The organism is Metapseudomonas boanensis, from assembly GCF_018704125.1.
Classification (GTDB): Bacteria; Pseudomonadota; Gammaproteobacteria; order Pseudomonadales; family Pseudomonadaceae; genus Metapseudomonas; species Metapseudomonas boanensis.
In genome coordinates this window covers 635,101-659,493 of record NZ_JAGTIS010000001.1, presented here as the reverse complement: position 1 = coordinate 659,493, position 24,393 = coordinate 635,101, and the positions used below count along the sequence as shown (strand labels likewise).

At 62.3% G+C, this 24,393-nt stretch carries 29 protein-coding genes; 15 read left to right on the top strand and 14 right to left on the bottom strand.

What is annotated here, in order from left to right:
• The first annotated feature begins 77 nt into the window (after positions 1–77).
• Complete coding sequence (gene rmf / locus J7302_RS03120; protein ID WP_016491998.1) at positions 78–293, top strand: ribosome modulation factor; 216 nt, start codon at positions 78–80, stop codon at positions 291–293.
• Positions 294–385: 92 nt separating this feature from the next.
• On the opposite strand, the gene J7302_RS03115 is transcribed toward rmf, so the two are convergent.
• Positions 386–1,411 carry a quinone-dependent dihydroorotate dehydrogenase gene (locus J7302_RS03115; RefSeq protein WP_215370047.1) on the bottom strand — a complete coding sequence of 342 codons (1,026 nt, stop codon included), beginning with the start codon at positions 1,409–1,411 and terminating at the stop codon, positions 386–388.
• A gap of 53 nt (positions 1,412–1,464) precedes the next feature.
• Positions 1,465–1,686 carry a DUF2835 domain-containing protein gene (locus J7302_RS03110; RefSeq protein WP_215370771.1) on the bottom strand — a complete coding sequence of 74 codons (222 nt, stop codon included), beginning with the start codon at positions 1,684–1,686 and terminating at the stop codon, positions 1,465–1,467.
• 150 nt (positions 1,687–1,836) lie between these two features.
• On the opposite strand from J7302_RS03110, the gene J7302_RS03105 reads away from it, so the two are divergent.
• Entirely contained in the window at positions 1,837–2,709 is an 873-nt protein-coding gene (locus tag J7302_RS03105; RefSeq protein WP_215370044.1) for a DUF6685 family protein, read from the top strand.
• Between the two features lie 91 nt (positions 2,710–2,800).
• Here J7302_RS03105 and rluB read toward each other — a convergent pair whose 3' ends face one another.
• The 3 genes from rluB to J7302_RS03090 all read right to left on the bottom strand — a co-directional run bounded on the left by rluB (position 2,801) and on the right by J7302_RS03090 (position 5,860).
• Positions 2,801–4,126, bottom strand: coding sequence for a 23S rRNA pseudouridine(2605) synthase RluB (rluB, locus tag J7302_RS03100; protein WP_215370042.1), 1,326 nt, complete (start codon positions 4,124–4,126; stop codon positions 2,801–2,803).
• A gap of 120 nt (positions 4,127–4,246) precedes the next feature.
• A complete protein-coding gene (gene scpB, locus J7302_RS03095) occupies positions 4,247–5,032 on the bottom strand; it encodes an SMC-Scp complex subunit ScpB (protein WP_215370040.1) in 786 nt (261 codons plus the stop codon).
• Positions 5,033–5,860 carry a segregation and condensation protein A gene (locus tag J7302_RS03090; RefSeq protein WP_394359063.1) on the bottom strand — a complete coding sequence of 276 codons (828 nt, stop codon included), beginning with the start codon at positions 5,858–5,860 and terminating at the stop codon, positions 5,033–5,035.
• Positions 5,861–5,993: 133 nt separating this feature from the next.
• On the opposite strand from J7302_RS03090, the gene J7302_RS03085 reads away from it, so the two are divergent.
• Positions 5,994–6,350, top strand: coding sequence for a PA2779 family protein (locus tag J7302_RS03085; protein ID WP_215370038.1), 357 nt, complete (start codon positions 5,994–5,996; stop codon positions 6,348–6,350).
• 18 nt (positions 6,351–6,368) lie between these two features.
• Here J7302_RS03085 and J7302_RS03080 read toward each other — a convergent pair whose 3' ends face one another.
• Together J7302_RS03080 and J7302_RS03075 are read right to left on the bottom strand one after the other, a co-directional pair.
• Complete coding sequence (locus J7302_RS03080) at positions 6,369–6,998, bottom strand: L-threonylcarbamoyladenylate synthase (protein ID WP_215370036.1); 630 nt, start codon at positions 6,996–6,998, stop codon at positions 6,369–6,371.
• A gap of 13 nt (positions 6,999–7,011) precedes the next feature.
• Positions 7,012–7,878 (bottom strand): PHP domain-containing protein, encoded by an 867-nt coding sequence (locus tag J7302_RS03075; RefSeq protein ID WP_215370034.1) that lies wholly within the window; start codon positions 7,876–7,878, stop codon positions 7,012–7,014.
• Positions 7,879–7,944: 66 nt separating this feature from the next.
• Here J7302_RS03075 and J7302_RS03070 point away from each other — a divergent pair, with 66 nt between their 5' ends.
• The 5 genes from J7302_RS03070 (at position 7,945) to J7302_RS03050 (ending at position 11,676) form a co-directional block, all read left to right on the top strand.
• The gene (locus J7302_RS03070; RefSeq protein ID WP_215370031.1) at positions 7,945–8,535 is read left to right on the top strand and encodes a septation protein A; all 591 of its coding nucleotides are present in this window, start codon (positions 7,945–7,947) and stop codon (positions 8,533–8,535) included.
• A gap of 8 nt (positions 8,536–8,543) precedes the next feature.
• The gene (locus J7302_RS03065) at positions 8,544–8,843 is read left to right on the top strand and encodes a YciI family protein (protein WP_215370029.1); all 300 of its coding nucleotides are present in this window, start codon (positions 8,544–8,546) and stop codon (positions 8,841–8,843) included.
• Between the two features lie 150 nt (positions 8,844–8,993).
• Positions 8,994–9,671, top strand: coding sequence for a response regulator transcription factor (locus J7302_RS03060; RefSeq protein ID WP_215370027.1), 678 nt, complete (start codon positions 8,994–8,996; stop codon positions 9,669–9,671).
• A 181-nt stretch (positions 9,672–9,852) separates the two neighbouring features.
• Positions 9,853–10,266: a Spy/CpxP family protein refolding chaperone gene (locus tag J7302_RS03055; RefSeq protein ID WP_215370025.1), complete on the top strand. Its 414-nt coding sequence runs from the start codon at positions 9,853–9,855 to the stop codon at positions 10,264–10,266.
• A gap of 84 nt (positions 10,267–10,350) precedes the next feature.
• Complete coding sequence (locus tag J7302_RS03050) at positions 10,351–11,676, top strand: sensor histidine kinase (RefSeq protein ID WP_215370023.1); 1,326 nt, start codon at positions 10,351–10,353, stop codon at positions 11,674–11,676.
• Here the strand turns inward: J7302_RS03050 and J7302_RS03045 are convergent, their stop codons facing one another.
• Together J7302_RS03045 and J7302_RS03040 are read right to left on the bottom strand one after the other, a co-directional pair.
• Positions 11,677–12,234 (bottom strand): nitroreductase family protein, encoded by a 558-nt coding sequence (locus J7302_RS03045; RefSeq protein ID WP_215370021.1) that lies wholly within the window; start codon positions 12,232–12,234, stop codon positions 11,677–11,679. It abuts the gene before it with no gap.
• Positions 12,235–12,283: 49 nt separating this feature from the next.
• Positions 12,284–12,655 (bottom strand): YkgJ family cysteine cluster protein, encoded by a 372-nt coding sequence (locus tag J7302_RS03040; RefSeq protein WP_215370019.1) that lies wholly within the window; start codon positions 12,653–12,655, stop codon positions 12,284–12,286.
• Positions 12,656–12,808: 153 nt separating this feature from the next.
• Here J7302_RS03040 and J7302_RS03035 point away from each other — a divergent pair, with 153 nt between their 5' ends.
• Complete coding sequence (locus J7302_RS03035; RefSeq protein WP_215370017.1) at positions 12,809–14,263, top strand: TrkH family potassium uptake protein; 1,455 nt, start codon at positions 12,809–12,811, stop codon at positions 14,261–14,263.
• Between the two features lie 73 nt (positions 14,264–14,336).
• Positions 14,337–15,791 (top strand): TrkH family potassium uptake protein, encoded by a 1,455-nt coding sequence (locus J7302_RS03030; RefSeq protein ID WP_215370015.1) that lies wholly within the window; start codon positions 14,337–14,339, stop codon positions 15,789–15,791.
• Between the two features lie 13 nt (positions 15,792–15,804).
• Here J7302_RS03030 and J7302_RS03025 read toward each other — a convergent pair whose 3' ends face one another.
• Both J7302_RS03025 and J7302_RS03020 read right to left on the bottom strand, forming a co-directional pair.
• A complete protein-coding gene (locus J7302_RS03025; protein ID WP_215370012.1) occupies positions 15,805–16,809 on the bottom strand; it encodes an AraC family transcriptional regulator in 1,005 nt (334 codons plus the stop codon).
• A gap of 388 nt (positions 16,810–17,197) precedes the next feature.
• Positions 17,198–17,413: a hypothetical protein gene (locus tag J7302_RS03020; RefSeq protein WP_215370010.1), complete on the bottom strand. Its 216-nt coding sequence runs from the start codon at positions 17,411–17,413 to the stop codon at positions 17,198–17,200.
• Positions 17,414–17,633: 220 nt separating this feature from the next.
• On the opposite strand from J7302_RS03020, the gene J7302_RS03015 reads away from it, so the two are divergent.
• Entirely contained in the window at positions 17,634–17,951 is a 318-nt protein-coding gene (locus J7302_RS03015; RefSeq protein WP_215370008.1) for an Mpo1-like protein, read from the top strand.
• A 242-nt stretch (positions 17,952–18,193) separates the two neighbouring features.
• The gene (locus J7302_RS03010; protein ID WP_215370006.1) at positions 18,194–19,576 is read left to right on the top strand and encodes an adenylate/guanylate cyclase domain-containing protein; all 1,383 of its coding nucleotides are present in this window, start codon (positions 18,194–18,196) and stop codon (positions 19,574–19,576) included.
• 227 nt (positions 19,577–19,803) lie between these two features.
• Here J7302_RS03010 and J7302_RS03005 read toward each other — a convergent pair whose 3' ends face one another.
• Together J7302_RS03005 and J7302_RS03000 are read right to left on the bottom strand one after the other, a co-directional pair.
• Positions 19,804–20,835 (bottom strand): glycosyltransferase family 4 protein, encoded by a 1,032-nt coding sequence (locus J7302_RS03005; protein WP_215370004.1) that lies wholly within the window; start codon positions 20,833–20,835, stop codon positions 19,804–19,806.
• Positions 20,832–21,665: a UDP-2,3-diacylglucosamine diphosphatase gene (locus J7302_RS03000; protein WP_215370002.1), complete on the bottom strand. Its 834-nt coding sequence runs from the start codon at positions 21,663–21,665 to the stop codon at positions 20,832–20,834. The genes J7302_RS03005 and J7302_RS03000 overlap by 4 nt, the downstream gene beginning before the upstream one ends.
• A gap of 134 nt (positions 21,666–21,799) precedes the next feature.
• On the opposite strand from J7302_RS03000, the gene J7302_RS02995 reads away from it, so the two are divergent.
• From J7302_RS02995 to J7302_RS02985, 3 genes are all read left to right on the top strand, one after another.
• On the top strand, positions 21,800–22,549 hold the full coding sequence (locus J7302_RS02995) for an AraC family transcriptional regulator (RefSeq protein ID WP_215369999.1): 750 nt from the start codon (positions 21,800–21,802) through the stop codon (positions 22,547–22,549).
• 82 nt (positions 22,550–22,631) lie between these two features.
• On the top strand, positions 22,632–22,967 hold the full coding sequence (locus J7302_RS02990; RefSeq protein ID WP_215369996.1) for a tRNA-binding protein: 336 nt from the start codon (positions 22,632–22,634) through the stop codon (positions 22,965–22,967).
• Positions 22,964–23,842 (top strand): DMT family transporter, encoded by an 879-nt coding sequence (locus J7302_RS02985; RefSeq protein WP_215369994.1) that lies wholly within the window; start codon positions 22,964–22,966, stop codon positions 23,840–23,842. Before J7302_RS02990 ends, J7302_RS02985 begins: the two co-directional genes overlap by 4 nt.
• A 144-nt stretch (positions 23,843–23,986) precedes the next feature.
• Here the strand turns inward: J7302_RS02985 and J7302_RS02980 are convergent, their stop codons facing one another.
• Positions 23,987–24,271, bottom strand: coding sequence for a SelT/SelW/SelH family protein (locus J7302_RS02980; RefSeq protein ID WP_215369992.1), 285 nt, complete (start codon positions 24,269–24,271; stop codon positions 23,987–23,989).
• Positions 24,272–24,393: the final 122 nt, after the last annotated feature.

Genomic DNA, 24,393 nt, shown 5'->3' with positions numbered 1-24,393 from the left:
CTGAAGGCAGAGGATTTCTGCCAGGTCCCACCTGGGGCCATTGGGACATAACAGTCAACAAATGAGGGCTACACCCTATGAGAAGACTTAAGCGTGATCCGATGGAGCGAGCATTCTTGCGCGGCTATCAGCACGGCATCAATGGCAAATCCCGCGACCTTTGTCCTTTCACCCATCCCACCACACGGCAAGCCTGGATCAACGGCTGGCGAGAAGGCCGTGGCGATAACTGGGATGGCTTGACCGGCACCGCCGGTATTCACCGCCTCAACGAACTCCACGCCGTCGGCTGACCCAGGATCACACCGACTTCATCAAGCACGCCCCATCCGGGCGGCGGGCGCAAGCCCAGGGGCTCCCTTCAAGGGAGCCCTTTTTATTTCCCTCAACTCTTCGGCAACGCGGCAATCGCATCCACGGACTCGCGAATCAGCGCCGGGCCCTTGTAGATGAAACCCGAGTAGATCTGCACCAGGCTGGCCCCAGCCGCAATTTTCTCTGCGGCATGGCGGCCCTCGGTGATCCCACCAACGGCAATGATCGGCAGGCGCCCACCCAACTCGTCCGCCAGCACCTTGACCGTGTGCGTGCTCTTCTCCCGCACGGGTGCTCCTGACAGACCGCCAGCTTCGTCCCCGTGCGGCAACCCTTCCACACCTTCGCGGCCGAGGGTGGTGTTGGTGGCGATGACTGCGTCCATGCCGGACTCCAACAAGGCCTGCGCGACCAGGGCAGTTTCTGCATCACTCATGTCAGGAGCGATCTTGATTGCCAGCGGTACGTACTTGCCATGCACCTTGACCAGGCTTTCCTGACGGGCCCGAAGGGCCTCGAGCAACTGCTTGAGCGAGTCGCCAAACTGCAGGCTGCGCAAGCCTGGGGTGTTGGGCGAACTGACGTTCACCGTGACATAGCTGGCATGGGCGTAAACCTTGTCCAGGCAGGCCAGGTAATCATCCACGGCGCGCTCGACCGGGGTGTCGAAGTTCTTACCGATGTTGATACCCAGCACGCCCTTGTACTTTGCCGCGCGCACACGGGCAAGCAAGTGGTCGACGCCGTGGTTGTTGAAGCCCATACGGTTGATGATGGCCTCGGCTTCCGGCAGCCGGAACAGCCGCGGCTTCGGATTACCCGGCTGCGGGCGCGGTGTCACGGTGCCGATTTCGATGAAGCCAAAACCCAATTGGGCGAAGCCGTCGATGGCATCACCGTTCTTGTCCAGGCCAGCCGCAAGTCCCACCGGATTAGGGAACTCAAGCCCCATTACCTTGACCGGTAAACTGGCCGGTGCCTTGGTCAGCAGGCGATTGAGGCCCAGGCGACCACCCGCACCAATCAGGTCGATGGACAGTTCATGGGAGGTTTCAGGAGAGAGCGAGAACAGCAGTTCGCGGGCCAGGGAGTACATGGTCGGATATCGATCGGCGATGTGGGCCGGCGATTATAGCTGCGCAACCCCCATCACGCGAGGCGATGCAGACTCAACAGGCAGCCATCTCCACTGAACTCCAACTGGAAGCAACCGCATACGCCCTGATGGCCAATATAGGGCCGCAGGTGATGGACCGGCAGGCTCACCCTGCGACCATTTCGGCTTTTCAGTAATATGCGATTTGCACGACCTTGGTAGACTGCCAGGAACGCTTCGGCAGACAGGGAAATATCCAGCACGAGACTGGGCACGGAGGCATCCTCGAAAATGACCACGATGATTATGCCAAACCGTTTGTATACACCCGGCTTCCGCCAAGCGGAATTGGCCACGGTTGATTGTGCGACGGCAACAACCTTCTGCCACACTGCCAGTCGTGACCCGGGAGTATCCAACAGGCCATGAGCATGCTGCTGCCCAATACGCTGACCGCCCGCTTGGCTGCATTGGCCCAGCGTTTTGGCCTTGGCAATCAGGCGCCGCGGCGGATCTTCGAAAAAGCCTGCCAGCTCCGACTTCCGTTTGCGCCCCTACCCAAAATCGAGCCCAGCATCTGGTGGCAGGCCGGCCCACCCCTGCAGCGGCTGGTCGAACTGCCACGAGGAGCACTGTCTGGCCCCGTTCAGGAGCACAAGGCTGACGCTCACGCTGTTTTGATTCGCCTGGTGGAACGGAAACAGCATCAGCTGCCCAGCATTGACCTGCGCCAGGTCGACGGGCTGAACAATGGCAATGTGGAGCTGCCCCCGACGCCCAGCTTCGAGGATTACCTGGCCAGCCTGCACATCCGGTCCGTCAAAATCATCAGCTACAAGGACTTCATCAAGGCCATTAGCCTGCCATTGCCGAGATTCCTCGCCGGCGACCCCATCAACCTCTATCGGGCCAGCTGGCACGGCAGCCGAATGTTCTGGTGCGGCGAGCAACACACCGAGGCATTTGCTGCTGCCATCTCCTATGCGCGACTGCGCCAACTGGAAACCACGCTGCCCGCCGAGGTGACCCATTACCAGCTCAGGCCGGAAGGACTGGCGCAGCTGGATATGCGCTACCACGTGCTGGCAATGCCCACGCAAGCCTGGAGCGATCCGGCCTTCATGGGACTTCTGCTGGACACCGGCATTCCCTATTCCCGCCTGAAGCTCCTGCGCAATGTCGGTGCCCCCGAGTTCCTCATGCTGCCTAAAGACCATGTCGAGGCCACGGCATTGGGCGAAGGGTTACGCCTGGTGGGTGCCACCGATGTCGTGCGCTACCTGAGCGCATTGAGCTGATCTCGGCACCTCGCTGGAAACACCAGCTCACAACATCCCGAATGAACAAAGGGCCCCCTTGGGCCCCTTGTGCATTCACTGGCTGAAGCGATCAGCGGCGGCGGCCAAAACCAGGACGCTGCCCCTCGCTAGCCGGCGGGCCGCTGCGCTTGTTCTCTGGGCGCTGCGGCTTGGGTTTGCGCGCAGGACGATCAGCCAACTCGACCGCCGGACGCTCGTGTTGCGGCTTGCCCGGACGCTTCTTGTTGACGTCGCGAGGACGCTCAGCCACCGGCGTGCCACGACCTTCACCACCGCGAGCGGCCGGACGGGGTGCACGAGCCGGACGATCGCTCGACTCATTCCGCGGCCCACGGGCTGGACGCTCACCTGATTCACTGCGTGGGCCACGTGCCGGACGCTCGCTCGAATCACTGTGCGGGCCACGAGCAGGACGCTCACCCGATTCACTGCGTGGTCCACGTGCCGGACGCTCGCTCGAATCGCTGCGCGGGCTACGAGCAGGACGCTCACTCGAATCGCTGCGCGGCCCGCGGACCGGGCGCTCGAGGTCGTCACGACGCGGTGCGCGGGCAGGAACCGGCTTCGCCGACTTACGCTGCAGACGGTCCAGCTTTTCGCGGGACTTGCCCTTCATGGCAGGTAAAGCCACCGGCTTCAGGCCAACTTCGGCACTCAGAATGTCGACTTCGCCTTGGCTCATCTCGCGCCAGCGCCCCATCGTCAGGTCGGAGGTCATGAACACCGGACCGAAACGCACCCGCTTCAGACGGCTGACCACCAGCCCCTGGGACTCCCAGAGACGACGCACTTCGCGGTTACGGCCTTCCATCACCACGCAGTGGTACCAATGATTGAGTCCTTCGCCGCCAGGTGCTTCCTGGATATCGGTGAACTTGGCCGGGCCATCATCCAGCATCACGCCCTGCTTGAGGTTCGCGAGAATTTCTTCAGTGACTTCACCCCGCACGCGCACGGCGTACTCGCGGTCCATTTCATATGAGGGGTGCATCAGGCGATTGGCCAACTCACCATCAGTGGTGAACAGCAGCAGGCCGGTCGTATTGATGTCGAGGCGGCCGATGTTGATCCAGCGACCCGCCTTCAGGCGCGGCAGACGTTCGAAAACAGTGGGGCGGCCCTCCGGATCGTCACGGGTGCAGACTTCACCATCTGGCTTGTTGTAGATCAGTACGCGGCGAACGCTCTCAATCGCTTCTTCCCGTTTGAGCAGACGACCATCGACGCTGATGGCGTCATGGGTGTCAACGCGTTGGCCCAGGCTGGCAACCTCGCCATTGACCTTGACACGGCCTTCGCTGATCCAGGCCTCAATATCGCGGCGCGAGGCCAGCCCCATACGGGCCAGGACCTTCTGCAGCTTTTCCCCTGCGGGGCTGTATTCGATTTCACTCATCTGGGCACCTCCCGGTGTAGCAGATAAAAAGGCCGCGCATCATACGCGGCCGACGGAGCTCAGGCTAGTTGAGTCGTGCCTCCGCGTCAGCCCATCCGCCGACCAGCGGCCAGACTGCGATCAATTAAGCACTTCATCGGACAGCGGCTCGTCATCATCTTCGGCCATCACGGCCTCGTCTTCGTCCGCATCCTGCAGCAGATCATCGAAGTCGGTCTTCAAGCCCTGCTCCATGTCATCGAGCTCTGCCAGCAGCGAGCGGAAGCTGGTCTCCTCGCGAGGCTCGGCGGACACCTGCGCATCAGCACGGGCCTGCAATCCCTCCGGTACGGGTACGTCGTCTTCATCCAGACCCAGCACCGGTTCCGGCTCCAGCTCACGTAGCGCGGCCAGTGGTGGCAGCTCTTCCAGGCTCTTCAGGTTGAAATGGTCGAGAAATGCCCTGGTGGTGGCAAACATCGCTGGCTTGCCAGGGACGTCGCGGTATCCAACGATCCGAATCCACTCACGCTCGAGCAAAGTCTTGATGGTCTGGCTGTTGACCGCTACACCACGAACGTCTTCGATCTCGCCGCGCGTGATGGGCTGCCGATAGGCAATCAGCGCCAGGGTTTCCAGCATCGCCCGCGAATAACGCTGGGGGCGCTCCTCCCAAAGACGGCCCACCCAAGGCGAATAGCATTCACGCACCTGCAGGCGATAGCCGGATGCTACCTCGTTGAGCTCGAACGCCCTGCCCTCGCAACTTTTCGCCAGGATCGCTAGGGCTGAACGGATCAACGACAACTCCGGACGCTCGCCCTCCTCAAAGAGCTCAGCCAAACGCTCAAGCGACAGTGGCTTGCCAGAGGCCAGCAGAAAGGCTTCCAGCAGAAAGGCGAGTTCCTTGGGGTCGTTCAGGTTCATCTATTCGGCTCGGGCACGCACGTGGATCGGGGCGAAGGGCTCATTTTGCACCAGTTCGACCAGGGATTCCTTGATCAGCTCCAACACGGCCATGAAGGTCACCACCACGCCGAGGCGCCCTTCCTCCGCCGTGAAAAGGGCGACGAACGGGACGAAAGCGCCGCCCTTGAGCTTCTCCAGCACTTCGCTCATGCGCTCGCGGGTAGACAGCGCCTCGCGGGTGATCTGGTGGCTTTCGAATAGATCAGCACGGCGCAACACCTCAGCCATCGAAAGCAGCAGTTCTTCCAGGCAGACGTCCGGCAGCAGCTTGCGCGCACGCGCCTGCGGGGCGTCCAGCCGCGGCACCGTCAGGTCGCGGCCTACGCGGGGCAGCTCATCGATGCCTTCTGCCGCCTGCTTGAAGCGCTCGTACTCCTGCAGGCGACGAATCAGCTCTGCGCGAGGGTCTTCTTCCTCGGTTTCAATCTCGTTCGAGCGCGGCAGGAGCATGCGGGACTTGATCTCGGCGAGCATGGCAGCCATCACCAGGTATTCGGCCGCGAGTTCCAGTCGTACCGATTTCATCAGCTCCACATAGGCCATGTACTGATGAGTGATCGCGGCGACCGGGATATCGAGAATGTCGATGTTCTGCTTGCGAATCAGGTAGAGCAGCAAGTCGAGCGGACCTTCGAAGGCCTCGAGGAAGATCTCCAGCGCGTCCGGCGGGATGTAAAGGTCCTGCGGCAACTCGGTGATCGCCTGGCCGTAGACCAGTGCAAAAGGCAACTCCTGCTGGGCACTGGCCTGGTCCTCGCCAGCCTCGATTGGCGGCGTGTCTTGCATGGGATCCTCTCATCAGGCCTGGGGCGCTGACGTTACCCGTCAGCAGGAAAGCGCTGAAAGTATCACTCTGTGCCAGACTTACAAAGCACGAACCAGTCCACGGATGTCTCAAGCGGAAACTCGGGAGGATGCCATGAAACGACTGACCCTGATGTCCAGCACCGCCTTGATCCTCATCTGCCTCGCTCTGCTGCCCGCCGCGACTGCCCAGGCTGGTCTCATCAGCACGCAAGAGGCGATAGCGACTCAGCAAATCCAGGATGATCACGCCAAGATCGAAGCATTTCTCTCGCAAGCCACCGTCGCGGACGAAATGCAGTCATTGGGTGTCGATCCGGCCACAGCCCGGGCCCGCGTAAAAGCCCTGACGGCGGAGGAAGCTGCTCAATTATCGCAGCGCATCGACTCGCTGCCGGCAGGCGGAGCCCTGAGCGGGACGGATTTCCTGCTCATTCTGCTGATCGTGATCGTGGTGGCAATCCTGCTCTGAGTCGATGCGAGGCCGAGGTTATTCCTCGCTCAGGAAAGGCTCAGGGTCGCCACAGCCTACGCGCACCACCTCGGGCTCGCCTTCGGACAGGTTGATCACGGTGGAGGCCTCCATCCCGCCGGGGCCGCCATCGATGATAAGGTCGACCTGATGCTCGAGGATCCGGCGCATTTCGTAGGGGTCGCTCATCGGTAGCGTTTCGCCCGGCAGAATCAGACTGGTGCTCATCAGCGGCGCCCCCAGTTGCTCCAGCAGCGCCAAGGCGATGGGATGGTTCGGCACGCGTAGCCCAATGGTCCGCCGTTTTGGATGCATGAGCATGCGCGGGACCTCTCGGGTCGCACTGAGGATGAACGTATACGGACCCGGGGTATGCCCCTTCAGCAGTCGGAACGCCGCGGTATCGACCTTGGCGAACACGCCCAATTCCGACAGGTCTCGACACACCAGGGTGAAATTGTGCTTTTCATCCAGACGACGCAGCCGGCGGATTCGCTCCACCGCCCCCTTGTCGCCGATCAGGCAACCCAGCGCGTAAGATGAGTCCGTCGGATAGACGATCACGCCACCGGCCTTGATGATCTCCACTGCCTGTTTTATCAGGCGCGGCTGGGGGTTTTCCGGGTGTACCTGGAAAAATTGACTCACGACTTCTCCCTGTTCAGAGGGCAGCAATATGGCTGTGTGCATGGCGGAAGCGCGCCCAGATTGGCGGCAAATCGTCCGGCAACGGTCGGTACATGCCCAGCTCCGACCATTCGCAGGGTGCATGAAAATCGCTTCCGGCACTCACCAACATGCCGAACTCGCGCGCCAAACCGGCCAAGCAACCTACCTGGTCAGCGGGCTGTAGGCCATTGGCGACTTCGAGCGCATGGCCTCCAGCCTTGATGAAGTCGGCCACCAGCTTGCGTCGCTTGGCGCCAGTGAAATTGTATTGCCAGGGGTGCGCCAAGCTGATCCAGGCGCCCGCAGCACGTAGCGTACCAACTGCCTCTTCCAGGGTTGGCCAATGCTGCTTCACATCGCCAAGCTTCCCCGCGCCCAGCCATTTTCGGAACGCGTCGGAACGATCGCTGACATGGCCTTCGCGCACGAGAAACTCGGCAAAATGCGGCCGTGCCGGGGCGTTTCCGCTGTCTCCCAACTGCTGCTGTACGGCTCGAGCGCCTTCCAGGGCGCCGGGCATACCCTTGGCGGCCAAGCGACGTGAGATTTCTTCTGCACGGGCCCAACGCCCCTCGCGCAGCGAGGCAATCGCCGCGACCAGCGCCGGCGCATCCGTGTCGAACGCATAGCCCAGGACGTGGATAGTCGCGCCACCCCAAGTGCAAGACAGCTCGATGCCGTTTATCAGTTGCATATCCAGCGACTTGGCCGCTTCGCGGGCCTCATCCAACCCCTCCAGGGTGTCGTGGTCGGTCAGCGCCAGGACCTGTACACCGCGTTCGCGCGCGCGCGCAACCAGGGCGGCGGGGGCCAGGGCGCCATCGGAGGCTGTACTGTGGCAGTGCAGGTCAATCTGCATGGGGTCGGCTTTCGCTAAGGGAATGGTTTGTTATTATGCCGCCACATCCCGCTTCTGGCTGCCGCCGTGAAACAATTCATCGACTTCATCCCGCTTATCCTCTTCTTCATCGTCTACAAACTGGATCCTCGCGCCGTCGACCTTGCCGGGCATACCTATATGCTAGGCGGAATTTTCAGCGCTACCGCCGTTTTGATCATCAGTTCGCTGATCGTCTACGGCACCCTGTTCCTGCTCCAGCGTCGGCTGGAAAAAGGCCAATGGCTGACCCTGGTGGCGTGCCTGGTATTCGGCGGCATGACCCTGGCCTTCCACAGCGAGACCTTCCTCAAATGGAAGGCACCGGTCGTGAACTGGTTGTTCGCCCTGGGCTTTGCCGCCAGCCACTTCATCGGTGACAGGCCACTGATCCAGCGCATCATGGGTCACGCGGTCAACCTGCCCCAGCCCATCTGGGTCCGCCTGAACGTGGCGTGGATCATGTTCTTCCTGGTCTGCGGCTTCGCCAACCTGTTCGTGGCCTTCACCTTCCACGAGTTCTGGGTCGACTTCAAAGTCTTCGGCAGCTTGGGCATGACCGTACTGTTCCTGGTCGGACAGGGCATCTTCCTCGCCCGTCACATCCATGACGGCGAAACCCAGAAACCTCACCAATAAGGACCGCCATGCTCTACGCCATCATTGCTAGCGACGTTGCCAACTCCCTGGAGAACCGCCTCGCCAGCCGCCCCGCACACCTCGCCCGTCTGGAGCAACTGAAGGCCGAAGGCCGCCTCGTGCTGGCCGGCCCGCACCCCGCCGTAGACAGCAACGACCCGGGTAGCGCGGGTTTCACTGGCAGCCTGATCGTCGCCGAGTTCGAGTCCCTGGCCGCAGCACAGGCCTGGGCGGACGCAGACCCCTACCGCGCAGCCGGCGTCTACGCGGACGTGCTGGTAAAACCGTTCAAGCAGGTCTACCCCTGAGATAACTGCGCTCACCGTCCTCGTCAGCGAGCCGCAACCCGGCTCGCCATGGGTGGTGGCATCCCGTCCTATCCCAGGAGAGCGGCATGCCCGCTCGCGGTGGGCAACGACATCGCCGCCAATGGATCAATTGACCGATACCCCTACCCCATGAGCGAACTGCTGCTTATCGACGACGACCAGGAGCTCTGCGAGCTCCTGATCAGTTGGCTTGGCCAGGAAGGCTTCAGCGCGCGCGCGTGCCACGATGGCCGCTCGGCCCGCCTCGCCCTCGCCGAACAGACACCCGCCGCCGTGGTGCTCGATGTCATGCTGCCCGACGGCAGCGGCCTGGAACTACTCAAGCAACTACGCAGCGACCACCCGGAATTGCCGGTACTGATGCTCTCGGCACGTGGCGAGCCCCTGGACCGGATCCTCGGCCTGGAGCTGGGCGCCGATGACTACCTGGCCAAACCCTGCGACCCACGCGAGCTCACGGCCCGCCTGCGCGCCGTGCTGCGCCGCACACTGCCGCCCCAGCAGTCCAGCCAACTGGAACTGGGTGACCTTTGCTACAGCCCGGTGCGCGGCGTCGTGACCATCGGTGACCACGAGATCAGCCTGACCCTGTCCGAAGGCCGGATCCTGGAAGCCCTGCTGCGCCAGCCCGGTGAGCCCCTTGATAAGCAACAGCTGGCGCAACTGGCGCTGGGACGCAAGCTCACCCTGTACGACCGCAGCCTCGACATGCACGTCAGCAACCTGCGCAAGAAGCTCGGTCTGCATGCCGACGGCCGCCCGCGCATCCTGGCGCTGCGTAGCCGCGGCTACTACTACAGCGCCTGACAGCGGTAGCCCCATCGGTGAGGCTACACAGCGTTTCGCGAATGAGTTCGCTCCTACAGACGCTCAGCCTGACAGGCACCTCTTTACTCAGGCTTTACCCTCGGCTGACTGCCCTTGACCTTGCCATCCCTAGACTGGGCACATCCGGCAACCGGCCGGAATCGAAACGAGGAGAACCACCATGCGCAAGACACTCACCGCCCTGCTGCTCGCCGCCGCACTGCCTACTGTGGCCATGGCCATGCCTGAAGGCGGCCCGCGCCACGAACACGGTTACGGTGGCGCGCACATGTTCAAAGAGCTGGACCTTACCCGCGAGCAGCGCCAGGAAATCGGCAAACTGATGCGCGAGCAGATGAAAAGCCGCCACGAGATCACCCAGCGCTACCTGGACAAACTGCCCGCCGCCGAGCAGAAGGCCATGCAGGACGAGCTGAAAGCCGCTGAAACCAAGAATCGCGACGCGATCCGCGCGCAGCTCAAACCCGAGCAGCAGAAAGCCTTCGACGACCTGCAGAAGAAGCTGGAAGAGCGCCGTGCCGAACGCGCCGAGTTCGAGGCCTGGAAGGCTGAGAAGGACAAAAAGGCCCAGTAACACCCGCGGCCCCGTGCCGACGGCCCACTACCCTGCCCATCAGGCCAGCCGGCCTGGTGGGCTTTGCTGTTCAGGAGTATTCGAGTGCGCTCACTGTTCTGGCGGATTCTCGCAACCCTGTGGCTGGCCCTGGCTATCGTAGCCGGTCTGTCGATCCTGCTTGGCCGCGCCCTGAATCAGGACGCCTGGATCCTCAGCCGTCATCCCGCCCTGCAAGGACTCGCCGAGCAGTTGGTCCAGCGCTATGAATCCCAGGGCCCAAGCGACACCCAGAGCTACCTCGAGCGCTTCCGGCACCGCGCCCGGATCGACGTGCAGATACTTAACGACACCGGACATCCGGTGGTGGAAGGCACCTTCCCGCCACGCGCCGCGGCTTTCGAGGCGCGCCACCCCAACAAGCGCCGGCTGCCCTGGCGCCGACTGACCGAGGAGTACACCAGCCCCGCCAGCAACGAGTCCTACCTGCTGATCTACCGCATTCCCTACCCGGAACTCGATGCCTGGCACCGTGGGAGCCTTCTGTGGCCAATCAGTGCCCTGGTCATTGCATTGGTGGTGCTGACCCTGTTCAGCCTGGCGCTGACCCTGTCCATTACCCGACCGCTTAACCGCCTACGTCGTGCTGTCCACGACCTGGGGCAAACCGCCTACCAGCAGGACAGCCTGTCCAGGCTGGCCCGCCGCCGCGACGAGCTTGGCGTACTTGCGGGTGATTTCAACCGCATGGGACAACGACTCCAGGGGCTGATTGGCAGTCAACGCCAATTGCTGCGTGATGTCTCCCATGAACTGCGCTCGCCACTCGCCCGTCTGCGGGTCGCCCTTGCCCTGGCTGAGCGTGCCACCCCAGAGCAGCGCGATCGTCTCTGGCCCCGACTCAGCCAAGAATGCGACCGACTTGAAGCCTTGATCAGCGAAATTCTCGCACTGGCACGCCTGGATGCAGAGCCAGGCGCCCGCCAACCGATCCAGCTACGCCCGCTACTGGACGAACTGGTCGACGATGCCAAGCTGCTGGATCCGGAACAGGACCTGCGAGTCGAATGTGAAAGCGGAGTCCGGCTGGACGGCTGGCGCGACATGCTGGAACGCGCATTGGACAACCTCCTGCGCAACGCCCTGCGCTTCAACTCGCCCGGGCAGCCCATCGAGATCGCGGCACACCAGGAAGCGGATCGGTTACTGATCCGCGTGCGCGACCACGGGCCTGGAGTCGCCTCGGAGCACCTGACACGACTGGGTGAGCCGTTCTACCGCGCGCCCAACCAGGCCGCGGCAGGTCACGGTCTTGGCCTGGCCATCGCCCGCCGCGCGGCGGAGCGCCATGGCGGTACCTTGAAGCTGGAGAATCACCCCGATGGGGGCTTCGCCGCCACTCTGGAGCTTCCGTTATCCCCTGAATTCTGATCAGGCCCAGGCCTTGACGAAGTCCGCTGGCTGCAGCTCTGGTGGATTGCGTCGCTCGCCCGCAACGCTGCCCAGGTAGAGGAAACCAACGATGCGCTCCTGCTCACTCAGGCCGAGTCCGGCGGCCACCTGGCGGTTATAGCTCATCTCTCCTGTGCGCCACATGGCTCCTAGGCCTTGGGCATGGGCGGCAAGCAGTATGCCGTGAGCGGCACAACCGGCAGACAGCAGTTGCTCGCTCTCCGGCACCTTGTGACCTGCCTGCAACGTGGCGATAACCACCACCAGGAGCGGGGCGCGCAGCGGCATGGCACGCGCCTTGGCGATGGCTTGCTCAGACGCCTCTGGGTCCTTGCTCAGCAGCGCAGAGGCGAACAGTTCGCCGAGCTTGTCACGCGCCGCGCCCTCAACGGTCAGGAAACGCCACGGCCGCAGATAACCATGATCCGGCGCCCGCAATGCCGCCCGGAACAAGAGCTCGCGCTGGGCTGCATCAGGTGCAGGCTCCTGAAGGCGGGCCAGGGATACACGATTAAGCAGAGCGTCGAGAGCCTCCATTGGCCACCTCCAGATTCCAAAGAGCCGGCATTCTATCTGATGGAGATCGTCAGGCCACCCGCTCCGGCACCTGGTGCGGTTGCAAGGGCGGTGTCAAAGGCGGCATGCCGTAGGCTGCTCGCGCTGTATCGCAATGGGGGTTGTGCTCACCATTGGACCAGGACGCCTCGAATTCCCGACAGGTGCTGGAGCGGTGCTCGTACAAGGCACAGCGTACGCCGCAACCCACCTCGCCGAGTAGGCCGACGCAACGCACGGGCTTGCTCTCGGTCCCCTGCATAGCAACCAGATGGGGGCTGATCTGGACTACCCGATCATCCGGCACGATACCGCCGGCGGACTGGCACTCACCCCAAAAGAAAGACACACGAAAATGCGCGCAACAGGCGCCGCACGCCAAGCATGGATTGGATTCGGACATGATGATGAACAGATCTCAGAAACCGGCAAGGGCCGGCGCCTGGCTGGCTATTCTATCCAGCGCAATAAGCTTGTGAAGCCCCCTTGTGCTCGTTCCTTCGGCCCGAGCAGATGCGTAGAATGGCGCGCCTGAATCCCAGTCCAAGAGGACTCCATGTCTCTCCCGACCCTGCGCATGATCGGCTTCATCATCGGCCTCTTTCTCATCACCCTGGCCGTCAGCATGATCTTTCCCATGCTCACCCTGTTGATGTTCGAGCGCACCGACGACCTGGATGCCTTCCTGTGGTCGAGCCTGGTCACCTTTGTCGCGGGGCTGGCGGTGGTCCTGCCCGGGCGCCCCGAACACGTTCACCTGCGCCCGCGGGACATGTACATGCTGACCACCGCCAGCTGGGTGGTGGTGTGCTGCTTCGCCGCCTTGCCAATGGTGCTGATCCAGCACATCAGCTACACCGACTCCTTCTTCGAGACCATGTCCGGCATCACCACCACCGGCTCGACGGTCCTGACCGGCCTCGACAGCGCATCCCCAGGACTGCTGATCTGGCGCTCGATGCTGCACTGGCTGGGCGGTATCGGTTTTATCGGCATGGCGGTGGCGATCCTGCCGTTGCTGCGGGTCGGTGGCATGCGCCTGTTCCAGACCGAGTCATCCGACTGGGGTGAGAAGGTGATGCCCCGCTCGCACATGGTGGCCAAATTCATCTTGCTCGTTTACACAAGCCTGACAGTAATTGGCGCCTTTGCGTTCTGGGCTGCCGGCATGACCCCATTCGAGTCGATCAACCACTCGATGGCAGCAATCTCCACGGGTGGTTTCTCCACGTCGGACTCGTCGTTGGCCAACTGGAAACAACCCGCCGTGCACTGGGTAGCGGTGATTCTGATGATGCTCGGTAGCCTGCCATTTACCCTCTACGTGGCGACCTTTCGCGGTCACCGCAAAGCGCTCCTCAAGGATCACCAGGTTCGCGGGTTCGTCGGCTTCCTGGTGGCCTCCTGGCTGGTTGTTGGCACCTGGCTGTGGGCCAACTCCGAGAATAACTGGATGGACGCGGTCCGAATCGTTGCCGTCAACATCACCTCCGTTGTGACCACGACAGGCTTCGCCTTGGGCGACTACACGCTCTGGGGCAGCTTCTCGGTCATGCTGTTCTTCTATCTCACCTTCGTCGGCGGTTGTTCGGGCTCCACGGCCGGCGGCCTGAAAATCTTCCGCTTCCAGGTGGCCTACCAGTTGCTCAAGGCCAACCTCCAGCAATTGGTGCATCCTCGCGCGGTGATCAAACAACAGTACAACGGCCACAACCTGGACGACGACATCGTCCGCTCGCTGATCACCTTTTCCTTCTTCTTCACCATCACCATCGGCGTGATTGCCCTGGGCCTCTGCCTGATCGGGCTCGACTGGGTCACCGCGTTGACCGGCGCCGCCACTGCCGTCTGCAACGTTGGCCCCGGACTGGGACCGATCATCGGACCGGTAGGCAACTTCTCGACCCTCCCAGACTCCGCCAAGTGGCTGCTTACCGTCGGTATGCTCCTAGGCCGACTGGAAATCCTGACAGTGCTGGTGTTGCTCACCCCGGCCTTCTGGAAACACTGAGATCACCGTTTAACCCGATGCTTGGCGCAGCTAGAATTGCGCCTTTCGCCCAGCTTCCAGGAACGCACACCCAATGGCCCTGCCGACTCTGCGCATCATCGGCTTCCTAATCGGCATCTTTCTCATCACCCTGGCTGTGAGCATGGCGATTCCCGCCTCGATACTGGTGGCCTACGAGCGCACCCAGGACATCAATGCCTTTATCTGGTCGAGCCTGATTACCTTCATTGCAGGCCTCGGGCTGGTCATCCCAGGTCGCCCGGAGCAGGTGCATCTGCGCCCCAGGGACATGTATCTGCTCACGGTAAGCAGTTGGATCGTTGTCGGGACCTTCGCGTCCCTGCCCTTCCTCTTTACCCAGCATCTGAGTTTCACCGATGCCTATTTCGAGAGCATGTCCGGGATCACCGCCACTGGTGCCACCGTGCTCAGCGGCCTGGACACAATGTCTCCGGGCATCCTGATGTGGCGCTCACTGCTGCACTGGCTGGGTGGTATCGGCTTCATCGGCATGGCAGTAGCGATCCTGCCGCTACTGCGCATCGGCGGAATGCGGCTGTTCCAGACGGAGTCCTCCGACCGCTCGGAAAAGGTCATGCCCCGCTCGCACATGGTGGCCAAGTACATTGTGGTGGTGTATGTCGGCTTCACCATATTGGGCACCCTGGCCTTCTGGATGGCCGGCATGAACGGCTTCGACGCGGTCAACCACGCCATGTCGGCCATCGCCACCGGCGGTTTCTCCACGTCGGACCAGTCACTGGCGAAGTGGGACCAACCTGCCGTTCACTGGGTTGCGGTGGTGGTGATGATCCTCGGCAGTCTGCCGTTCATGCTGTACGTTTCCGTCCTGCGCGGAAATCGCAATGCCTTGCTCAGAGACCAGCAAGTGCGCGGTTTTCTGGGGATGCTACTGGGCATCTGGGCGGTGTTGGGCACCTGGTACTGGCTGACCACCGAACTGCACTGGCTCGACGCCCTGCGCCACGTCGCGGTGAACACCACGTCCATTCTTACCACTACCGGCTTCGCCCTTGGCGATTACAGCCTGTGGGGCAATTTCTCGCTGATGCTGTTCTTCTATCTGGGATTCGTAGGCGGCTGCTCCGGCTCCACGGCAGGCGGCATCAAGATCTTCCGCTTCCAGGTGGCCTATATCCTGCTCAAGGCCAACCTCTATCAGCTGATCCACCCTCGCGCGGTAATCAAGCAGCAGTACAACGGCCATCGCCTGGACGAGGATATCGTCCGTTCGATTCTGACGTTCTCCTTTTTTTTCACCATCATCATCTGCGTTATAGCCCTGGGCCTCTCGCTGATGGGGCTGGACTGGATCACGTCGCTAACCGGCGCAGCGGCCACCGTCTCAGGCGTGGGGCCGGGCCTGGGCGAGATCATCGGCCCAGCCGGCAACTTCTCCAGCCTACCCGACGGCGCCAAATGGTTGCTCACCCTCGGCATGCTCCTGGGTCGGCTGGAGATCCTTACCGTGCTGGTGCTTTGCACTCCCTACTTCTGGCGACACTGAGGCCGCCAGTGGATCACTCGAGGCGTGCGCGGTACTCACCGGGCGTGCTATCGAACCAGCGACGGAAGGCCCGGAAGAAATTGCTGGGATCGGCAAAGCCCAGCAGGTAGGCAATTTCCAGCAGCGTCAGGCTCGGCTGTGCAAGGTACTGCTCGGCCAGCTCGCGACGGGTGTCATCGAGCAACTGCTGGAAGCTCGTTCCCTCCTCCTGCAGGCGACGCTGCAAGGTGCGCTCAGACAGGCACAAGGTGCGTGCCACCACCTCGCGTTTCGGCTCCCCCTGAGGCAGCAGCCGGCAAAGTACCTGCCGCGCCTGGTGGGTAACCCGACTACCAGAGAACCGTGCCAGGAAGTCACCCGCGAACCGGTCATGCAACTGTGCCAGGGACTCGTTGGCGGTCGGCAACTTGGCTTCCATGTCAGCGCGGCTGAACAGCAGCGAACACTGCTCGGCGTTGAAGCGCAATGGTGCCTGAAACACCTGCCGATAAGGCTCCAGATTCGCCGGCGGCCCGCCCTGGAAACGAATCTCCAGGGGATTGATCGGCCGCCCCGTCATCCAACGGCAGAACGCCAGGCAATAGGCCATCGATGCTTCCGCACTTTGCCGTGCCGGTGGCAGGCGATCGCCATGCACCGCCAGACTGAGGGCATAACCTTCGGTCGTTGAGTCGAAGCTCAGGTCAGCCCCCTCGGCAATGATCCGCTGGTATCGCACCAGGCGAGCGAAGCCTTCCTTCAAGGTCCGGCTGGACATCAACGCATACCCAACCACATGGAAAGAAGCCGGGCGTACCACTTTCGCCATGTTCAGGCCAATGGCCGGATTCCCCGACAGCTCGACCGCACGCAGCCACAAGCGCGTCATGCCATCCTGCGGGAAACGCGCATCGGGGTCGCTAAGCGCCTGGTAGTCAAGGCCGAGTTCGGGAAACAGGCTATGGCAATCGACTCCGCCCATTTCCAGGGCCTGCACAATGCCAAGGGCCCAGCTCGAAGAGGTGGTGCGTTCGCTCATGACGCCTTCTTATGATGGGTTCAGGACAACTCGCGTCGAGGCGAGTTGGCGACCAAGGATACTCACCCTGGTCGCGGCATATCCAGCCCGTCCCAGGTCGAAATACCGGGCCATCAGTGAGAGGCATCCGCGCGGGTTCGTCGAGTCACGCGACGGTTCTTGCAAGGGATCGAATGGGGAGGTGCGGCGAATGCCGAGACAAGCGGCTGAGATGGGCGCCTTCCTTGGCGACCGATGGCACTCTAACATCAAGCCAACCGTGGCGAAACATCCAATCCAAGAATGTGTCAAGGATTCAGATAGTTAGCCAGCAAACAGAGACCGAGCCAGAGCTAGAAGGGACGCAGCAGGGCGCACACGCGTGCCACGACGCCCCGTCCCGCTCAGATCAAGCCATCCAGGCTCCCGTACCCGAAACCTTCTCCCGGGCAACCCGTAACTCGGCCGCGTCCTGGTTCATCCGCCGGACCACATTGAACAATTGCTGCCTCAGCAGTTCATCGCCGATTCGATCGGCCGCCCGCATCACGGCTATCGCGGCCGCCTCATTGTTGATGGCCACAGCGTCCAGGGTCTTTCGAAGGTTTCTTGCTGCACGACTCACACGATGATCCTCAGGAAAACGTGCAGCCACGCTAAATCAAGAATATTTCCCCCAGGTTTCAGTGACCTGGAAAATCCGAAAGTGAGCTGACCGCCGGACACCCCTTTGCAGGGCCACGGACTGGTGGAGCGCAAGGATACTAATCTGGCCCCCTTTGCCACTGGTTCGGAAGGGCACCCGTCCTACACTTTCTCAAGACAACAAGAGCCGGAGGTGGGCCATGGCCATCGATTCCACACAGCGTTTCAACAGCTTCGCCGAGTTCTATCCCTACTACCTGCTGGAGCACAGCAATGACACCTGCCGACGGCTTCACTACGTGGGCAGCCTGCTGGTCCTGTTCATCCTCGGCTATGCGCTGGCCACCCAGCAGTGGCTGTGGCTAATGACACTGCCACTCGCCGGCTACGGTTTCGCCTGGGTTGGCCATTTCGTCTTCGAGAAGAACAAGCCCGCCACGTTCAAGTACCCGCTCTATAGCTTTATGGGAGACTGGGTGATGCTCAAGGATGCCTTCACCGGCCGAATCCGCTTCTGAGTCCCGCAAAGCAACCAGGCTGCTGCATCCCGGGTAGGCGCAAAGCACGGCCGGGGCCGGCCCAGGCATTCGATCCACTAGGCTGTATCACATCGAAGGCAGCCTGCCCGGCTGGCTGGCTGGCCGACGACGCAGCACGCGGTTATGATCCTTCCCCCGCTACACTCATGGCTTAGGAATTGCAGCGCGCGTAGTGTGCTCGCAACCGGCGTCAATAAAGCATCAGGGACAGAATCAAGCCAATGAAGCCAACAACACTCGATCCCCTTACGGCGACGCCGCCGCTGCGCGAGTATTACTCCAGAGTGCTCGCGTACATGGCGACCGCCGCCAGCATTGCGGCAGGCACCTACGTCCAGTACTTCAGCATCGACATCCTCTGGATGGTTCCCTATGCCCTGCTCTACCCGCACCTGGCCCAGCAACTGAGCCTGCGGGTCAAGCCGGAAAACATGCGCCGCACCGACACCATTCTGCTCGGCATCGATGCCCTGCATGCCGGAGCCGCTGCCGCGCTGCTCGGTTTCTCGGTAGTGCCCAGCCTGATGGTCCTGCTGACACTCTGCTTCAGTGCCATGATCCTTGGCGGGCTGAGCCAGATGCTGCTTGTACTGATTGCGGCAACCGTCAGCGTGACGCTGGTCGGGCTGCTACTTCAGCCAGCCTTCAAGGACGGCCCCCCCGTCCTGGTATCCCTGGTCAGCATCCTCTTCACCACGGCCTACATCTGCATCACCGCGTTTTTCGTGCACCAGCAGGGCTTGCGCCTGGCGCAGGTGCGCAGCGAGATCAAACGCGAGCAGGAAAAGGCCGCTCGCCTGGCGCGAAATCTCGCCAAATACCTGTCGCCGCAAGTCTGGGAGTCGATCTTCAGCGGCAAGAAAAGCGTGCGATTGGAAACCCAGCGCAAGAAGCTCAGCGTGTTCTTCTCCGACATCAAAGGCTTCACCGAACTGTCCGAGGAACTGGAAGCCGAAGCCCTCACGGACCTGCTCAACACCTACCTCAACGATATGTCGAAGATCGCCCTCAAGTATGGCGGCACCATCGACAAGTTCGTTGGCGACAGCGTCATGGTCTTCTTCGGCGACCCGAGCACCCAAGGCGCCAAGAAGGATGCGGTAGCGGCAGTATCCATGGCGGTCGCCATGCGCAAGCACATGAAAGTGCTGCGCCAGCAATGGCGCGCCCAGGGCATCACCAAGCCGCTGGAAATCCGCATGGGCATTAATACCGGCTACTGCACGGTGGGTAACTTCGGCGCGGACACGCGCATGGACTACACCATCATCGGCCGGGAAGTGAACCTGGCGAGCCGGCTGGAAAATGCCTCCGACGCCGGCGAGATCCTGATCTCCCACGAGACCTATTCGCTGGTCAAGGACGTGATCATGTGTCGCGACAAGGGCCAGATCAACGTCAAGGGTTTCAGCCGCCCCGTGCAGATCTACCAGGTGGTGGACTTCCGCCGCGACCTGGGCGCCGCCTCAAGCTACGTCGAACACGAACTACCCGGTTTCTCCATGTACCTGGACACCAACGGCATCCAGAACTACGACAAGGAGAAAGTGATCCAGGCCTTGCAGCATGCAGCAGAAAAACTGCGCGACAAGATCATTCCCTGACGTCCTGTGCCACACGTAACTGATTTGCACTGGCGAATTCATTGGCTCTGTCCCAGTGAACTGTTGTCACTGGCTGGCTCCCTTGTAGGAGCCAGCTTGCTGGCGAACGGGCGCATTTCGCGAGCAAGAACTCGGCGTCCCCCTCGCTCCTACACGGCTCTCAGCCCGACCGTTGATGGCTAGCAACAGCTAACGCCGACAGAGCCAATTCATTCGCCCCTGCAGACTTAAGGCGTGGCGGGAGCCACCTCATTGCAAGGCCCCCCATCCAGCAAGGGCTGTCGGGCCAGGAATTCCAGTGCTGACGCTCGCCAGGACAGGCGCCCAGCCTCTTCGGCGCAGCGTCCACGATCCAGCTCCAGCGCAGCCAGACAGGCATGTTTCAGATCGGCATCCAGGCAGCCGGTGATGCCCTCTACCAGCACATCCAACGGCCCCGTCACCGGGAACGCGGCCACCGGAGTCCCACAAGCCAGCGCCTCCAGCATCACCAGCCCGTAGGTATCGGTCAGCGAAGGAAACACCAGCACGCTGGCTTGGGCGTAGCACTGCGCCAGAGTGTCGCCTTTTCGGTAACCGAGGAATCGGGCCCCGGGATAGCGGCGCTCCAACTCTCCACGCAGCGGGCCGTCGCCAACCACCCGCTTCTCACCCGGCAAGTCCAGGTCCAGGAATGCCGCGACGTTCTTCTCCGCAGCCAAGCGCCCCACATAAAGAAACACCGCCACAGGCGGCCTGGATAGCTCGCGGCGCGGATGAAACAAGTCGGTATCTACGCCCTTGCGCCACAGCATGAGGTGGGCGAATCCATGCGACGAGAAGGCATCGCGCATCCGCTCGGTGGTGACCAGCACCGCCTGGCTTGGACGGTGGAACGCCCGAAGGAAGGCATATCCCCAGCGGAGCGGCACCCACGGCCAACGGCCATTCACATACTCTGGAAAGCGCGTATGGATGGCACTGGAGAATGCCATGCCGCGCTTCTCCAGCCAGCATCGTGCCGCCCAGCCGAGGGGGCCTTCGGTGGCCAGGTGAACGCAGTCCGGCTGGAACGCACGGATCATCGGGCCGACGCGCCAAAGGTCCCAGGCCAGGGGGATTTCCGGGTAGCTCGGGCAGGGAAGGCAGCGAAACGCCTGTGGCGTCAGCAGCAAGACTTCGTGACCCAGCGCCTTCAGCTCGGCCGTCAGCGCCTGCAGGCTGGTGACTACGCCATTGACTTGCGGTGCCCACGCATCGGTGACGATCAGAATCCTCATGCCGCCGGCTCGATAAGCTCGGCTGCGCGTGCTTCCACCTGTCGGGCCTGGTCATCGGCCAATCGATAGAGCTCGATGGTGCCATCCCAGTGCTCGATGAGCGCCGTGCAAGACTCCACCCAATCGCCACAGTTCAGGTAATCCACGGCACCCACCTTGCGAATCTCGGCATGGTGGATGTGCCCGCAGACGACCCCATCCAGGCCCCGTTTCACGCATTCATGGGCGATAGCCTCCTCAAAGTCACTGATGAAGTTCACCGCGCTCTTCACCTTGTGCTTCAGGTAGGCCGACAGCGACCAGTAGCCGTATCCCCAATGCCCGCGCCAGTGATTCAACCACCGGTTGAGGGTCAGGGTTAACTCGTAGGCCGAGTCGCCCAGGAAGGCCAGCCACTTGTGATAGCGGGTGATCACGTCGAACTGGTCGCCATGGATCACCAGCAGCTTACGGCCGTCGGCCGTTTCGTGGATCGCCTCATCCACCAGCTGGATATTGCCCAGCATCAGGGCCGAATAGCGGCGCAGGAACTCGTCGTGGTTACCGGTGACGTAGATGACCTCGGTCCCGCGCTTGCTCATGGTCAACAGCCGGCGGATCACATTGGTATGCGCCTGCGGCCAGTAGATGCCGCCCCTGAGCTTCCAGCCGTCGATGATGTCGCCTACCAGGTAGACGCGGTCGGCGTGGAAGTGTTTGAGGAACTGGGACAGGTGCTCGGCCTGGCAATCACGGGTTCCCAGGTGGACATCAGAGATCCACAGGGTTCGCACGCGCTGTTTGCGGGCTTTGCCTTTGTTGTTCGGGTCCAGGCGTTCGACACTGCTCATGAGCGGCCTCCTGCGGAGTTTTTTCGATGGTGCGTGCTAAGGGTGATATGCAGATGACCAGCTGATTGCAGACCGATGACAGGGCAAACGCACCGACAACAGGTAAACTGGCGACCTACATCGAGGAAGCCGCCATGAGCTCGATCCTGTCCCTGCGCCAGTACACCCACGACCTGCTCGTCCACAGCCACCACCACGCCCAGTTGGTGTTCGGGCTGACCGGCCGCCTGGAGTTCGAAGTGGATGGCCTGGGCGCGCGCGTCGAGCGGCAGACACTGGCCGTGGTCCCGCCCGACGCGCAACACGCCTGCGGCAGCCCCAATGGCAGCCTTTGTCTGGTGGTAGACGTGCCGGACGAAAACTGGCTCAGGCAGACCCTTGGGCGCCACTTCGACTCAGGCCGCCGCCTGCTGGAAGAGCCCGGCGCGCTGTCGCTCAACCCGGCACAGAGCCAACTGGTGAGCTGGATCGCCGCCAGCCCACTGACCGACGACGTCATCGCCACCCAGTCCGCTGGACTGCTGCTGGCCAGTCTGGTCGCTCCCGCGCAGCAGGCAATCGACACGGCCCTGCCGCTGGCCGCGCTCGACGCCCATATCGACCAGCACGCCGCTCGCCCCCTGCAAGTTGCCGATCTGGCGCGCCTGTGCGGTCTCTCGGTCGCGCGCTTCCACGCCCGCTTCCTGGCCAAAATCGGCCAGACACCCATGGACTACGTGCGCTCCCGGCGCTTGCGCCTGGGGCGGCAATTGCTGTTGGAGAGCCACCTGGCGGTGGGAGAAATCGCCGCCCGCGTCGGCTACAGCTCGCAAAGCGCCTTTACCGCCGCTCTTTCCCGCGAGTTTGGCGTAACGCCGCGGACCCTGCGCAGTTCCCGCGAGTAACGCGACAAAGCTCGCGAGCCTGGCGACAGACAAAGGTCACGGCCCGCTCTAGACTGCGTCGATCGTGAACAGGGAGAACCTCATGTCGACCATTGAATGGGACGATTTCCAACGTGTCGAACTGCGTGTCGGCACCATTCTTTCCGCTGGCCCCAATACCAAGGCGATCAAGCCCGCCTATGTGCTGGAAGTGGACCTTGGCGAACTCGGGGTCAAAACCTCCAGCGCCCAGATCACTGCCCATTACGACGCAGAGGTGCTAGTCGGTCGGCAAGTGCTTTGTGTGTGCAATTTTGCGCCCAAACGGATTGCCGGCGTCCGCTCGGAGGTGCTGGTGACTGGCGTCCATGACGTCGAGGGCAAGGTCGTCCTGGCCAGTTTCGACATGCCCCTGCCCAATGGAGCGCGCCTGGCATGAAAGAGCGCAATGCGCTGCTGGCCATCCACCTGGGCGCCCTGCTGTTCGGGCTTTCCGGCATTTTCGGCAAGCTTGCCGCCACCGCGCCGATGGTCACCACCTTCGGTCGTGGGGTTTTCGCGGTCATCGCCCTGGCCCTGTTTGCGCAGCTGATCGCGGGCAACCGGGGCGCTGGTCCGAACCTGCGGCAGCTGGCTCTGCTGGGCTTGGGCGGGGTGCTGCTGGGTGCCCACTGGATCACCTTCTTCCATGCCGTACAGGTCGCCGGGGTAGCCATTGCCACATTGGGCTTCGCCAGCTTCCCCGCTTTCACCCTGTTGCTCGAAGGCCTCTTGTTCCGCGAGCGCATCCGGCTTCAGGAGATCATCATCGTGGGCCTGGTGTCCCTCGGCCTGGTGCTGGTGACGCCCAGCTTCGACTGGGCCAGCGAAGCGACCCAGGGGCTGCTCTCCGCTGTCCTCTCGGGGCTGCTGTTCTCGCTGCTGTCGCTGCTTAACCGGATCAGCGTAAAAGGGCTGGACCCAGTGAAGGCAGCCCTTTGCCAGAACCTGACCATTGTCTTCTGCCTGGCTCCCTTCAGCTGGCCGCTGCTGGCCGACGTCAGGCTCATCGACTGGCTCTGGATCGGCTTGCTCGGGGTCTTCTGCACCGGCCTCGCCCACAGCCTGTTTGTGGCGAGTCTGAAGGTTCTCAAGGCCCGGACCACGGCGGTCATCTTCGCCCTGGAACCAGTCTATGGGATCGCCTTCGCCTGGTGGTTGTTCGACGAGCAGCCGAGCTTGCGCATGCTGGCGGGCGGCGTGCTGATCATCTTCGCCATTGCACTTTCAGCAAGGAAAGGGGCTGTCGCAGAACCAAAGCCTGCTACGGCCTGAGCAACACCCTCATCCCCCAGGAGCCAGCCCGGCTCGGAGCAGCCCCCTTTCATCTCCTCGTCGCGGAGAGGGATTGGGGTGAGGGGAACGGCCCCTGAAAACCGGAAGCCATCCAAAGCCTGCAGAGCTCTGAGACAGTGCGAATCAGCTTCGGTCGTTATGCCCGAGATCACGCGCGGGGTCGATCTGGTCGCGAACCCGCTGTTTGAGAACCTTGGCCTCTGGGAAACCACCATCGGCCTTGCGCTCCCAGATCTCCACACCGTCGCAGGTGATCCGGAATATACCGCCGGTACCCGGCTCCAGGCAGACCCGGCCGAGGTCGTCGGTAAAAGTGCTGAGCAACTCCTGTGCGAGCCAGGCAGCACGCAGCAACCATTGGCACTGGGTGCAATAGGTAATGACAATTTCGGGCTTGGACGTCGACATGGCAGGGCTCGCTCGATCATGAGGTCCCTATAATAGCGAGCTTCGGCAGGCCATTGAGAACGCCACTGGCAACCGCAAACGGCCGCCGCTCACTCCCGCCTACACTCCGCCTGACCAGGGAT